The 12,226-nt window shown below is 60.6% G+C and carries 12 protein-coding genes; 6 read left to right on the top strand and 6 right to left on the bottom strand.

What is annotated here, in order from left to right; all coding sequences use genetic code 11:
• The first annotated feature begins 1 nt into the window (after nucleotide 1).
• Nucleotides 2–1,108, top strand: coding sequence for a fimbrial protein (locus HX875_RS24435; protein WP_177046392.1), 1,107 nt, complete (start codon nucleotides 2–4; stop codon nucleotides 1,106–1,108).
• Nucleotides 1,108–1,854, top strand: coding sequence for a fimbrial biogenesis chaperone (locus HX875_RS24430; protein ID WP_177046390.1), 747 nt, complete (start codon nucleotides 1,108–1,110; stop codon nucleotides 1,852–1,854). Before HX875_RS24435 ends, HX875_RS24430 begins: the two co-directional genes overlap by 1 nt.
• Here the strand turns inward: HX875_RS24430 and HX875_RS24425 are convergent.
• On the bottom strand, nucleotides 1,827–2,717 hold the full coding sequence (locus HX875_RS24425) for a LysR family transcriptional regulator (protein WP_177046388.1): 891 nt from the start codon (nucleotides 2,715–2,717) through the stop codon (nucleotides 1,827–1,829). The two genes, HX875_RS24430 and HX875_RS24425, sit on opposite strands and share 28 nt — an antisense overlap.
• Before the next feature lie 77 nt (nucleotides 2,718–2,794).
• Between HX875_RS24425 and HX875_RS24420 the strand changes: the two genes are divergently transcribed.
• Nucleotides 2,795–3,718 (top strand): DMT family transporter, encoded by a 924-nt coding sequence (locus HX875_RS24420; RefSeq protein ID WP_177046386.1) that lies wholly within the window; start codon nucleotides 2,795–2,797, stop codon nucleotides 3,716–3,718.
• A gap of 248 nt (nucleotides 3,719–3,966) precedes the next feature.
• Nucleotides 3,967–5,043, top strand: coding sequence for a 4-hydroxyphenylpyruvate dioxygenase (gene hppD / locus HX875_RS24415; RefSeq protein WP_177046384.1), 1,077 nt, complete (start codon nucleotides 3,967–3,969; stop codon nucleotides 5,041–5,043).
• Between the two features lie 118 nt (nucleotides 5,044–5,161).
• Here the strand turns inward: hppD and rarD are convergent, their stop codons facing one another.
• From rarD to HX875_RS24400, 3 genes are all read right to left on the bottom strand, one after another.
• A complete protein-coding gene (gene rarD, locus HX875_RS24410; protein WP_177046382.1) occupies nucleotides 5,162–6,043 on the bottom strand; it encodes an EamA family transporter RarD in 882 nt (293 codons plus the stop codon).
• Between the two features lie 136 nt (nucleotides 6,044–6,179).
• Nucleotides 6,180–7,190: an aldo/keto reductase gene (locus HX875_RS24405; RefSeq protein ID WP_177046380.1), complete on the bottom strand. Its 1,011-nt coding sequence runs from the start codon at nucleotides 7,188–7,190 to the stop codon at nucleotides 6,180–6,182.
• A 76-nt stretch (nucleotides 7,191–7,266) separates the two neighbouring features.
• Nucleotides 7,267–8,169: a LysR family transcriptional regulator gene (locus tag HX875_RS24400; protein WP_177046378.1), complete on the bottom strand. Its 903-nt coding sequence runs from the start codon at nucleotides 8,167–8,169 to the stop codon at nucleotides 7,267–7,269.
• A 100-nt stretch (nucleotides 8,170–8,269) separates the two neighbouring features.
• On the opposite strand from HX875_RS24400, the gene HX875_RS24395 reads away from it, so the two are divergent.
• The gene (locus HX875_RS24395) at nucleotides 8,270–8,974 is read left to right on the top strand and encodes an SDR family oxidoreductase (RefSeq protein WP_177046376.1); all 705 of its coding nucleotides are present in this window, start codon (nucleotides 8,270–8,272) and stop codon (nucleotides 8,972–8,974) included.
• A 56-nt stretch (nucleotides 8,975–9,030) separates the two neighbouring features.
• On the opposite strand, the gene HX875_RS24390 is transcribed toward HX875_RS24395, so the two are convergent.
• Nucleotides 9,031–9,375: a hypothetical protein gene (locus HX875_RS24390; RefSeq protein WP_256348161.1), complete on the bottom strand. Its 345-nt coding sequence runs from the start codon at nucleotides 9,373–9,375 to the stop codon at nucleotides 9,031–9,033.
• Between the two features lie 230 nt (nucleotides 9,376–9,605).
• Nucleotides 9,606–10,916: an MFS transporter gene (locus tag HX875_RS24385; RefSeq protein WP_177046374.1), complete on the bottom strand. Its 1,311-nt coding sequence runs from the start codon at nucleotides 10,914–10,916 to the stop codon at nucleotides 9,606–9,608.
• Between the two features lie 159 nt (nucleotides 10,917–11,075).
• Between HX875_RS24385 and HX875_RS24380 the strand changes: the two genes are divergently transcribed.
• Entirely contained in the window at nucleotides 11,076–12,182 is a 1,107-nt protein-coding gene (locus HX875_RS24380; RefSeq protein ID WP_177046372.1) for a sugar diacid recognition domain-containing protein, read from the top strand.
• Nucleotides 12,183–12,226: the final 44 nt, after the last annotated feature.

Raw genomic sequence — 12,226 nt, 5'->3', positions numbered from 1 at the left:
AATGTTGACTCGTTTTTGTTGTGCGATGTTTATGAGGTTATTCAAACAAATAACGCGGCCCAACGGGCGCAAAAGGCCGGGTGACGTGACGGTGCGCCTGTCGTCCAGTCTTTTGTTGCTCAGTGGTGCACTGCTGTCCAGTGCAGTTTATGGGAGAGCGGAGTGCACACGTGCAGAAGAAATCACGGTGTCCATACCGGCGACGATCAACATCCCCGCGGACGCGAAGGCGGGCGACATCATTGGAGACCCTGCGGGATACAGTTACGGCCCCATCAATGCAATAAGGTGCACAGGATATGATGATTGGCTTATTCGCAACTCCCGCTACCGGCAGAATCTCTTTGATTCAGGAAAGACCCTAGCCCACTCAGGGCTGACAATGCCAATTACCTCCAGTGGAGTACCCGGTGTTGGTTTCGCGGTAAAGGCCGCGGACCCTAACGGCAGCTACCGTGCCATTGGCCCATCCCTGAACCTGCCATTACATACAACGGCTGACAGGCTTGCAGTATGGGGATTTAAGGCCGTTGTTTACCTGGTACTCACAGGTCCGACCACCGGCGGGACGTACGACGGGGGCTTTTTTGCGTTTTTTTCTCTGGATGAGTCGACCGCCGGATCTCACATTACGAAGCTCCCAAAGATAGTGTTCAACGCGCCCCGTAAGCCTACCTGTAGTGTCACTACGCCTTCGGTATCAATGTCGCTGGGGCAAGTGGCGATCAGCGCGTTCAAAGGGACCGGCAGTCATGCCGGCAGCACCACTGAAAACATCAGCCTCAATTGTGCGGGAGGGGATGGCAGTTCGCTCGATGTATTCGTCACTCTAACCGACCAGACTCAACCGGCTAACCGTACGGATGTATTGTCACTCACCTCTGCTTCCACGGCTCGCGGCGTCGCCTTGCAACTGTTGCGCGGGACCACGCTCATACGCTATGGCGCCGACTCCTCAAGCATCGGCAATGCCAATCAATGGCAGGCAGGCTCAACGGGTAACGGCACGTTCCAAATCCCGCTGACCGCGCGTTACATCCAGACCGCACCCACTATCGAGCCAGGCACCGCGAGCGGGGTGGCAACTTTCACCATGGCTTATCGCTGATGGCCGTGATTTTACGATCGAGGGCACTTGCCCTCAGCCTGGTGCTGCTGGTGTTTTCGAATGCCGTTCGAGCGGAGATCGTGATCGACCGTACTCGTATCGTCTATCCTGCGGGGGCTCGTGAGGTGACGGTCAACCTGAAAAACGAGGCGGCGGGACCACGGTTGGTACAAGCGTGGATTGATGAAGGCGATGCTCAGGTGGCCGCTGAAATCAGCGATGTGCCCTTCAGCCTGACGCCTCCCATCGCACGTATGGAGGCCGGGCAAGGCAAGGCGCTGCGTTTGGCGTTCGATCAACGCGAGGGGAAGGCACTTGCGTCGGACCGGGAGTCGGTGTTTTGGCTCAATGTGCTCGGCGTGCCACCTAAACCCGACGGTGCGGGGAATTCGGTTCAGTTGGCCTTTCGTACCCGCATCAAACTTTTTCTGCGTCCGCAGGCACTATCCTCGCCTGCGAAGGCCCCGGGAGGCTTGAAGTGGCGACGGTTGGAGGGGCCGTCATTACGGGCTGAGGTGCACAACCCCAGTGCCTATTACATTACGCTGTCCAGCGTTGTGGCGACCGCTGATGGCACCGAATACAGTAGTGACGACCCGCCTATGCTCGCTCCGTATTCAACGGTGGTCATGCCCTTGACCGCCAGCGGGAATGCTCCGCAGCCCAAGCCAGGGATAGGTTTCACCGTCCTTGACGATAACGGTGCAACGCAAACCCATCACGCCGATTGGGCGCCCGACAAGTAATCCATCCTTGTCGCTAGCTGTATGAACGCCAGGGTGGCCGGAGACGATTGGCGTTGATCCAGTACGGCCAGCCCCACCTGGCGCTTGACGGCAGGTGCCAGTGGTTTTTTCAAATAACCTGGTTCGTTCGTCTGCGGCAGTGACAACTCGGCAACGATGGTCACACCATCGCCGCGCCGCACAGTGTCCAGCGTGCTCAGCAACTGCGAGCAGCGGTAGCGGATATCCGGTTTGAGCCCGGCCCCGAGGAACAGCCGCGAGACCAGCTCGGCAGACCCGGCCTGGGTCAGGATAAACGGGGTGTTGCATAGCTGCTTCAAACTGATCCAGGGTTGATGGGCTGAAGGATGGTTCACGGGCAGAAGGGCCACCAGTTGGTCCTCGACCAACGGGAACGTATCGAAGCGCTCCTCGGGCAGCACCACGAACGCTACATCGATGCGCCGCTCTTCCAGCCACTGCATTACCTGCCGATCCGGCCCTTCATCGACATGCACCTCAATACCCGGGTGCAACTGGCCAAAGCGCTGCAGAATCCTGGGCAACAATCGAATCGACGAAGTGGGCCCGAAAGAGCCGATGCGCAACGTCCCGCGCTTCATCCCGCGGGCATCGGCGGCTTCCTGTTGCAGCGTATTGGCCAACCCGAGCATGGCCCGGGCGCGCAACAGCAGCTGTTGGCCGATATCACTGAGTTCCACCTGGGACTGATGGCGGCGGATCAATTCCACACCCAATTCCTGCTCGAGGGATTTGATTGCGTGGGACACCGCCGACTGGCTGATGCCCAGGCGATTGGCGGCGCTGGTGAAGCCTTGCAGCTCGGCCACCAGTGAAAAGATTTCAAGCTGGGTAAGGGTCATGAGTATTTACTCATTTTACGATGACAAGGGATTAGCCAAACAATAAGCCATTCCTGTGTTTCCTGAGTAGAAATCTGATGACCCCGACCTCTGACCGTCTCACCTATCTGAAGCTGGCGGCCGTGACCATGATCTGGGGCGGCACCTTCGTTGCCGGGCGCTATCTGGCCGCAGGCCTGGACCCGCTGCTGGCAGCGACCGTGCGCTTTGTGCTGGCCAGCCTGGCGTTGCTGGTGTTCCTGGGCGTGGCGCGTATTCGTCTGGTGCGCCCGACCATCGTGCAGTGGGTGCAATTAAGCGTGCTGGGTTTTTTCGGGATCTTTTTCTACAACCTGTGCTTTTTCTACGGGCTGCATTACATCAATGCGTCGAGGGCATCGCTGATTGTGGCGTTGAACCCGGCGGTGATTGGCCTGGCGTCGTGGCTGCTGTTCAAGGAGCGTTTAGGGCCGCTCAAACTGCTGGGTATCGCGCTGTGCCTGGGCGGCGCGGGGCTGGTAATTGTCAGCCGTAACCCACAGCTGTTGCAGGGCGCGGCGGATGCCTGGATCGGTGACCTGCTGATTTTTGGCTGTGTGGTGGGGTGGGGCGTGTACTCGCTGTTCTCCCGCGGCCTCAACCAACACCTCGGGCCGTTGCAAACCGTGACTTGGTCGATCCTGCTGGGCACGCTGATGCTGACGATCACCACGCTGGCGACGGGCCGGTTGACGGTGGCCGCACTGAGCGCCATCGATCTGCCCCAACTGACGAGTTTGTTGTACCTCGGCGTGCTGGGCTCGGCGCTGGCCTATATCGGCTATTACGATGGCCTGCGCCGTATCGGCGCCACCCGCGCGGGCGTTTTCATCGCCCTCAATCCGGTGACGGCGGTCATCTGCGGCGCTTTGCTGCTCGGTGAGCAACTGACCACGCCGATGCTGATGGGCGCAGCCGTGATCCTGCTGGGCATCTACCTGTGCAACAAACCCCTTGCGCGGGCGAGGGCAATGGGGATTTGATAAGAGTACGGACAAATCTGTTTACGCTGTGTAGAATCGATTTACGCATACAAGAATAAGGACTTGCGCTAACGCAAGCCTCGCCCGTAAGAGACTGATGTAACCATGAAGCTACTCGGGTCCCCCCTCATCTTTGGTGACTTCCTCGCCCGCAGCGTGCGGGGTATCTCCTGTGCGCCTCCTTCCCACCTCATCCTTGCTGGCAACTAACGACATCCGTTAATGACAAGAATGATGAGGCACCGAAAATGACAGACCTGTACGAAAACCCAATGGGCCTGATGGGCTTTGAGTTCATCGAATTCGCATCGCCAACCCCGGGCATTCTGGAGCCGATCTTCGAGATCATGGGCTTCACCAAGGTCGCGACCCACCGCTCCAAGAACGTGCACCTGTTCCGTCAGGGCGAGATCAACCTGATCCTCAACAACGAACCCAACAGCATTGCTTCCTACTTTGCGGCCGAGCACGGCCCGTCGGTGTGCGGCATGGCGTTTCGCGTCAAGGATTCGCAACAGGCCTACAACCGGGCGCTGGAACTGGGCGCCCAGCCCATCCATATCGAAACCGGCCCGATGGAACTGAACCTGCCGGCGATCAAGGGTATCGGTGGTGCGCCGCTGTACCTGATCGACCGCTTCGGCGAGGGCAGCTCGATCTATGACATCGACTTCGTCTACCTCGAAGGCGTCGAGCGCAACCCGGTGGGTGCCGGCCTGAAGGTCATCGATCACCTGACCCACAACGTGTACCGCGGGCGCATGGCCTACTGGGCGAACTTCTACGAGAAGCTGTTCAACTTCCGTGAAGCTCGCTACTTCGACATCAAGGGCGAATACACCGGCCTGACCTCCAAGGCCATGAGCGCCCCGGACGGCATGATTCGCATCCCGCTGAACGAAGAATCGTCCAAGGGCGCCGGGCAGATCGAAGAGTTCCTGATGCAGTTCAATGGCGAGGGCATCCAGCACGTGGCGTTCCTCACCGATGACCTGGTCAAGACCTGGGACGCGCTGAAGAAAATCGGCATGCGCTTCATGACCGCGCCACCGGATACCTACTACGAAATGCTCGAAGGCCGCCTGCCGAACCACGGCGAACCGGTGGACCAGCTGCAAGCGCGGGGCATCCTGCTGGACGGTTCGTCAGTGGCGGGCGACAAGCGCCTGCTGCTGCAGATCTTCTCGGAAACCCTGATGGGCCCGGTGTTCTTCGAGTTCATCCAGCGCAAGGGCGACGACGGCTTCGGCGAGGGTAACTTCAAGGCACTGTTCGAATCCATCGAGCGTGACCAGGTACGTCGTGGTGTGCTCACCGCTGACTGATCCTGCTTTCTGTAGGAGCGAGCTTGCTCGCGAAGAACGTTAACGAAAACGCGTACATTCTGGATGAACGCGTTGCTCTCAGGTTTTTCGCGAGCAAGCTCGCTCCTACAGGTTCACATCAGGCCTTGCGCTGGCGAACCAGGTGCTTGAAACCTTCAAACACCAGCACCATCACCGCCAGCCAGATCGGGATATACGTCAGCCATTCGCCGGCCTTGATGCTTTCCCCCAGCAGCAATGCCACGCCGAGCAACAGCACCGGCTCCACATAACTGAGCAGCCCGAACAGGCTGAACGCCAACAAGCGACTGGCGACGATGTAGCACACCAGCGCCGAAGCACTGATCAAACCCAGCATCGGGATCAGGGCGTACAAACCCTTGTGGGCGTCGAGCACGGCGAAACCCTGCTCGCCGCTTTGTACAAACCACAACGCCACCGGCAACATCAGCGCCATATCGAGCCACAGCCCGCCGAGGTGGTCGGTCTTCAGGCGTTTGCGCACGATGAAGTAGATCGGGTAACCGATGATCACCACCAGCGTGGCCCAAGAAAAACCGCCTACCTGATAAAGCTCGTTAAGCACGCCGCAGGCTGCAAAAAACACCGCGACCTTTTGCAGGCGCGACAACTGTTCGCCATACACCAGGCGTCCGGTGAGCACCATCGTCAACGGCAGCAGGAAATACCCCAGGGATACATCCAGGCTGCGCCCGTTGAGCGGTGCCCACATGAACAGCCACAACTGCACCCCCAGCAAGGCCGAAGACAGCACCAGCCCGCCAATCAACGTGGGTTTGGCTGCGGCCAGACGCACCAACTCCCAGGCACGGCGCCACTCGCCACTGACGACCATGAACACGGTCATGCAAGGCACCGTCAGCAACATCCGCCAGCCGAAAATCTCCAGGCCGCTCAAGGGCGTGAGCAGCGACGTGAAGTAATACATTACGGCAAACAACACCGAGGCCAAGACCGATAACACAACACCTTTAGACACGCTGTCCTCGCGAAAACCGATTTATACAAAAGAGGGAAGATTTCAGGGAGGGAATATAGTGCTTTTAAGGTGAGATGTTTGCGCTGTTTTGGGGCAGTTTACGGGAGGATTTCTCGGATCCTCCCGTAAAGCGTGGTTATGGCCGGGCAATCCGCCCCGACACGAAGTGGCTCACGTCATTGAAACCCGGCGTCGAGGAATGCCCCGGAGTGACCAGCGAATCAATGAATGCCTCATCTTGCGCCGTGATCTTCACCTCCAGCGCGCCGGTGTAGGCATCCCACTGTGCCTTGGTGCGGGGCCCGACAATCGCCGAGCTGACCGCCGAGTTATTCAGCACCCAGGCAATCGCGAACTCGACAATCCCTACGCCGCGGCCCTGGGTGTACTGCTGGATCTGCTGGGCGATACGCAGGGACTCCACGCGCCATTCGGTTTCCAGGATGCGCTTGTCCTGGCGCCCGGCGCGGCTGCCGGCTTCAGGGGTCACGTCCGGCGCGTATTTGCCGCTGAGCACGCCACGGGCCAGCGGGCTGTAAGGCACCACGCCCAGGCCATACGCGGCGGCGGCGGTGATCTGCTCCACCTCGGCCTGGCGGTTGACGATGTTGTACAGCGGCTGGCTGATGATCGGCTTGTCTACCCCCAGGCGTTCGGCCACGCGGATCACTTCAGCGATACGCCAGCCGCGGTAGTTGGACAGGCCCCAATGGCGGATCTTGCCTTCGCGGATCAAGTCGCCAATCGCAGAAATCGTCACTTCCAGCGGCGTGTTGTGGTCTTCACGGTGCAGGTAGTAGATGTCCAGGTAATCGGTGTCGAGGCGCGTCAGGCTGGCTTCCAGCGCATTGAAAATCCGCTTGCGGTTCAAGCCGCTGCGGTTTGGCAGGCCATCCACTGGGCCGATGCCCACCTTGGAGGCCAGCACCCAATCCTGACGCTGGCGGGCGATGGCTTCACCGACGATTTCCTCGGAGCGCCCGCCGGTGTAGACGTCGGCGGTGTCGATAAAATTGATGCCTTGGTCCCAGGCCTTGTCGATGATGCGCAGCGAGTCCTCGGTGCTGGTCTGCTCGCCAAACATCATGCTGCCCAGGGTCAGTGCGCTGACCTTCAACCCGGACTGGCCCAGTGTGCGGTAAATCATCGTGAACACCTCAAAAGGGGGAGACAGTGCCTATCCAATACCAGAGAGCAAGGCTCTGGAACAAGCCCCGCGACGGTTATTGCGGTAATAGTTCGGCGCAGCGCAGTTGCAGGAAACGATGCAGCACCTTGACCCGTTCCGACACTTGCAGCCGGTGCGGGCACATCAAATTGAATGGCGTCGGCTCGCCTTGCCAGTCGGTGAGCAACGGCACCAGGCGCCCGGCCTTGATATCGCGGGCCACATCCAGCCGTGCTTTATAGGCAATGCCATGCCCGGCCAGCGCCCAGCGCCGCACGATCTCGCCGTCATCGCTCAGGTAGTCGCCGCTCACCTCGACTTCCTGGAGCACGGAGCCCTGGCGAAAATACCAGGTGTTGTTCGCCCGGCCCTGGCGCATGTAGCGCAGGGTGCTGTGTTGCGCCAGGTCCTGTGGGGAGCGGGGCGTACCGTGGCGTGCCAGGTAGTCTGGGCTGGCGCAGGCCACGCGCTGGTGATCGGGCACCACCGGCAGTGCCACCAGGCTGGAATCCCGGGGTACGCCGAAGCGCAGGGCGATGTCGACGGTTTCGCGGAACAGGTCGGCATTGCTGTCATTGAGCAACAATTGAAGGCGCACATTCGGGTGTTCGAGCTTGAACTCATCCAGCCAGCCCAGCAGCACATTGCGCCCGAAATCCGAGGGCGCCGCCAATTGCAGCAAACCACTCAAGCTCTGGCCCTGCTGCTTGATCGCCTGCTCGCCCTCCGACAATGCTTCCAGCGCCACGCGCACGCTGTCGAGGTAGCGCCGGCCTTCCTCGGTCAGGCGCATGCTGCGGGTGGAGCGCGCCAGCAGCCGGATACCCAGGCGGGTTTCCAAGCGCTTGAGGGCGATGCTCGCGGCTGCCGGGGTCAGGCTCAAGCTGCGGGCCGCCGCCGACAGGCTGCCTGTATCGGCGGTGCGCACGAAGACTTCAAGATCGAGGATTGAGCTCATCTGTAAAAATCCTTTAAAGATCTTGTCGTTTTACCGGGATTTTTCAATGATTGCCAAGCTGGGAAGATGAAAGCTCATTTTCCCAACCAGGTATTTCTTCATGATTTCTCCCCTCAACGGCAAAACCGTCATCGTCATCGGTGGCAGCAGCGGTATTGGTGCGGCCGTGGCCAAACAGGCTGTGGCACGCGGGGCTCACGTGGTGCTGGCCGGGCGACGCTTGTCTTCAGCCGTGGAGAACGGTGTGCGCAGCGAGCAGGTGGACGTGACCGACGCCGCCTCCTTGCAGCGCCTGTTTGAAACAGTGGGGCGTTTTGACCATCTGGTCTACACCGCCGGCCCTGCGGTACAGGCCAAGACCTTGATCGAGACCGACCTGAACCTGGCGCAAGACAACTACAACGTGAAGCTCTGGGGCTCGCTGCGGGCGATCCAGTCGGCGCTGCCGTTTCTCGACGAGCGCGGCAGCATTACCCTGACTTCGGGGCAATTGGGGCGCAAGACGGTGGCAGGGCAGTTCATCAAGACCGGGATCAATGCGGCGACTGAGGCGCTCGGCAAGCAACTGGCCAAGGAACTGGCGCCACGCAGGGTCAATGTTGTGAGCCCTGGGGTGATCGATACCGAGGCGTATTCTGGCTTGTCCGAGGAGCAGCGACTGGCGATGTTTGCCAAGGCGGGCGGGGCATTGCCGGTGGGGCGAGTGGGGCAGGCCGAAGAAGTGGCGGCCGGGTATGTGCTGGCGATGGAAAACGGGTTTGTCACTGGCAGCGTGATTGATGTCGACGGCGGCGGATTACTCTAAGCGCCGGTCAATCCAGACAGGTCCCGCTTTCATGCGGGACCTGCAAGGGTGAGCGATCAATAACGCGGCTGCGGAACCGGTTGCGGCGGGTAGTAATAGCCCGGAGGAGGCGGCGCCTGGTAGTAGACCGGCGGCGGTTGCTGGATGTACACCGGCTGCGGTTGCACGTAAACCGGTTGTTGCACGTAGACCGGAGGCTGGGAGTTGGCGACCACCGAACCCACTACCAGCCCGCCAACCACTGCGCCCAGCAGTGCCGGGCCACCCCAGCCCCAGCCTCCACGGTAACCACCGTGACCCCATCCATAGCCGTACCCACCACGGGCTTCTGCTTGCCCTGCGATGGCGAGGGTGGCAATAAGCACGATGGCTACTTTCATTTTTGAGAGTCGACTGATCATGACAAGTCCTCTACCTATGCATCGAACCGGTTTTAATCATATTCCCGGGCATACGTTTCAGACAGTGCTTTTTGAGGGGATTACGCGGCGCCAGAGTAAAGGTTAGGTAAGGTTTGTAGCCTTCTTGTTACTTGGCTTTGGTGCTGGAGTTAATACGAGGGACCGGCGGTGTTTTGACTATAAAACACCGGCGCCGCCGTGGATGTCGACAGCGCCGGTTTACCCTGATGTCAGGCCTTGAGTGTGCGCGTCATGCGCAACGCCAGCACGCTGCCCGCGACAATCACCGCCGCCAGCAAGTACAGCGCCAGGTCCGTAGACCCGGTGGCATCCTTCACAAACCCGACGATATACGGGCTGAGGAAACCCGCCATCTGGCCCATGGAGTTGATCAGCGCCAAACCACCGGCGGCAGCACCTGCGCTGAGCATCGCGGTGGGCACCGGCCAGAACATCGGCAAGCCGGTGAGGGCGCCCATGGTGGCGATGGTCAGGCCGAGGATTGCGATGGCCGGCGTGGTTGCAAAGTTGACCGCAATCACCAGCCCGATCGCGCCCATCAGCATCGGCACCACCAGGTGCCAGCGACGCTCCTTGCGCAAGTCGGCAGAGCGGCCCACCAGCAACATGAACACCGCCGCCAGCAGATACGGGATCGCACTCAACCAGCCAATCACCAGGTTATCGCTGAAGCCCATGTTCTTGATGATCGACGGCAGCCAGAAGTTGATGGCATACACGCCGCTCTGGATACAGAAGTAGATCAGGCCGAACGCCCAGATGGCCGGGTTCTTGAACACTGCCAGCAACGAGTCGCTGGTGGTCTTCGGCTTGTTGGCCAGGTCGGTCGCCTGGTCGGCTTCCAGTACCGCGCGCTCGTGGGGTGTGAGCCACTTGGCGTTGGCAAAGCTGTCGCTGAGCAGGAAGTAGGCGAGGGCGCCGAGGATCACCGTCGGGATGCCCTGCAGCAGGAACATCCACTGCCAGCCCGCGAGCCCGCCTTGGCCGGCGGCGAAGTGGTTGAGGATCCAGCCGGAGAACGGGCTGCCGAGCAAGCCGGACACCGGGATCGCCGACATGAACAGTGCCATGATCCGCCCTCGGCGGAAGGTCGGGAACCACTGCGAGAGGTACAGCACCACACCCGGGAAGAACCCGGCTTCAGCCGCGCCGGTCAGCAGGCGCAAGCCGTAGAAGTGGCTAGGCGTGGTGACGAACAGCAGGCAGGTGGACAAGGTGCCCCAGACGATCATCATCAGCGCAATCCAGCGCCGAGGACCAAATTTGGTCAACGCCAGGTTACTTGGCACGCCGCACAGCACATAGCCGATAAAGAAGATCCCGGCACCGAGGCCGTACACGGTCTCGCTGAATTTCAGGTCGTCGAGCATCTGCAACTTGGCAAAGCCGACGTTGACGCGGTCGAGGTAGTTGAACAGGTAGCAGATGAAAATGAAGGGGATCAGGCGCAGGGTGATGCGCTTGTATACGGCGTTTTTATCGTCATCGGTGGCCTGGGTGACAGCGGCGCTCTGTGACATGGCAGTCTCTCTTTATTATGATTTTTCGCGATGCGAGGGTAACGTTGATCGCCCAATGAGTCTCGGCCACCTCAAGGGGTGCTGTCTTTGTGCTCGCGCACAGTCAGGCGTCGTTTGCGCTGTGCCTATGAACAACCCACTTTCCAGGAATTTAGCCCCATGTTCGAGCTGGATCATGACCTGGCGCAGGATATCGTCAATCGCACCATGGCGATCCTGCCCTATAACGTCAACGTCATGGACAGCCAGGGCCTGATCCTCGGCAGCGGCGAACCCGAACGCATCAACACCCGCCATGAAGGCGCGCAGCTGGTGCTGGCGAATGTGCGGGTGGTGGAGATCGACAGCCAGACCGCCAAGCACCTCAAGGGCGTGCAACCCGGGATCAACCTGCCGTTGCTGCACGATCAGCGCCTGATCGGCGTGCTGGGCATTACCGGCGAACCGGAGTTGCTGCGCACCTATGCGCAACTGGTGCGCATGACTGCCGAGATGCTGGTGAGCCAGCGTCACCAGCAAGCCGAGCAGCAATGGCGCCGCCAACGCTGCGATGACCTGTTGGCATTGCTGCTGGCCGAGACCGGCGATTCACCGCGCCTGGTGGACGAAGCGCAGCAGTTGGGCCTCAAGCCGCAGCTGGCGCGTACGCCGTACCTGTTTGAATTGGGCAGCGGCCAGTCGGCCGAGGCCTTGAGCACCTGGCTGACCTCGCGCTACCCCGACAGTTGGTGCGTCAGCTCCGCGCAGTTTTCCCTGCTGTGGTGCAGGCCCGCCTCGGTGCAAGTCGACAACCCGCGCCTGCTGGAAAAACTCGACGGCCTGGGCTGGAACGTCCTGCGGGTCGCCGTCGGCGGGCAAGCGGATGGCCTGGCCGGGCTGCGCCGTTGTTACCGACGCGTCGGCGATCTGCTCGCCTATGGCCGCGATGTGCTGCCCGAATCACGTTTGCTGACCCTTACCCGCTACCGACTGCCGGTGATGCTCTGGCGCCACCGCAACGACGACGCCCTCGACGAACTCCTCAACCCGCTGCGCAAGGTACTGGCCAAGGACAGCAACGGCCAGTTGCTGGCGACCCTGCGCAGTTGGTGTGATCACGACGGCCAAAGCCAGGCCTGCGCCGATGCCCTGGGTATCCACCGCAACAGCCTGCGCTATCGCATGGAGCGCATCGCCGAGCTGAGTGGCGTCGACCCGCTGACGCTCGACGGCATGCTCGCGTTGTACCTCGGCGTACAGCTCTTGCCCCAGGCTTTGTCGAAATGAACAACAAACCCCAGCCACTCTTGTGCAATGGACCGGCGTTATTG

Source organism: Pseudomonas yamanorum (genome assembly GCF_013386765.1).
Lineage (GTDB): Bacteria > Pseudomonadota > Gammaproteobacteria > Pseudomonadales > Pseudomonadaceae > Aquipseudomonas > Aquipseudomonas yamanorum_A.
The sequence above is the reverse complement of the archived record's forward strand: the minus strand, read 5'-3'. Positions and strand labels throughout refer to the sequence as shown.

Excerpts from the sequence above, each read along its gene's own strand:
- HX875_RS24430 (WP_177046390.1), top strand. The coding sequence starts at position 1,108 with ATGGCCGTGATTTTACGATCGAGGGCACTTGCCCTCAGCCTGGTGCTG.
- HX875_RS24395 (WP_177046376.1), top strand. The coding sequence starts at position 8,270 with ATGATTTCTCCCCTCAACGGCAAAACCGTCATCGTCATCGGTGGCAGC.
- HX875_RS24390 (WP_256348161.1), bottom strand. The coding sequence starts at position 9,375 with ATGATCAGTCGACTCTCAAAAATGAAAGTAGCCATCGTGCTTATTGCC.
- HX875_RS24405 (WP_177046380.1), bottom strand. The coding sequence starts at position 7,190 with ATGATTTACCGCACACTGGGCCAGTCCGGGTTGAAGGTCAGCGCACTG.
- HX875_RS24385 (WP_177046374.1), bottom strand. The coding sequence starts at position 10,916 with ATGTCACAGAGCGCCGCTGTCACCCAGGCCACCGATGACGATAAAAAC.
- HX875_RS24435 (WP_177046392.1), top strand. The coding sequence starts at position 2 with ATGTTGACTCGTTTTTGTTGTGCGATGTTTATGAGGTTATTCAAACAA.
- hppD (WP_177046384.1), top strand. The coding sequence starts at position 3,967 with ATGACAGACCTGTACGAAAACCCAATGGGCCTGATGGGCTTTGAGTTC.
- HX875_RS24380 (WP_177046372.1), top strand. The coding sequence starts at position 11,076 with ATGTTCGAGCTGGATCATGACCTGGCGCAGGATATCGTCAATCGCACC.
- HX875_RS24425 (WP_177046388.1), bottom strand. The coding sequence starts at position 2,717 with ATGACCCTTACCCAGCTTGAAATCTTTTCACTGGTGGCCGAGCTGCAA.
- HX875_RS24400 (WP_177046378.1), bottom strand. The coding sequence starts at position 8,169 with ATGAGCTCAATCCTCGATCTTGAAGTCTTCGTGCGCACCGCCGATACA.
- HX875_RS24420 (WP_177046386.1), top strand. The coding sequence starts at position 2,795 with ATGACCCCGACCTCTGACCGTCTCACCTATCTGAAGCTGGCGGCCGTG.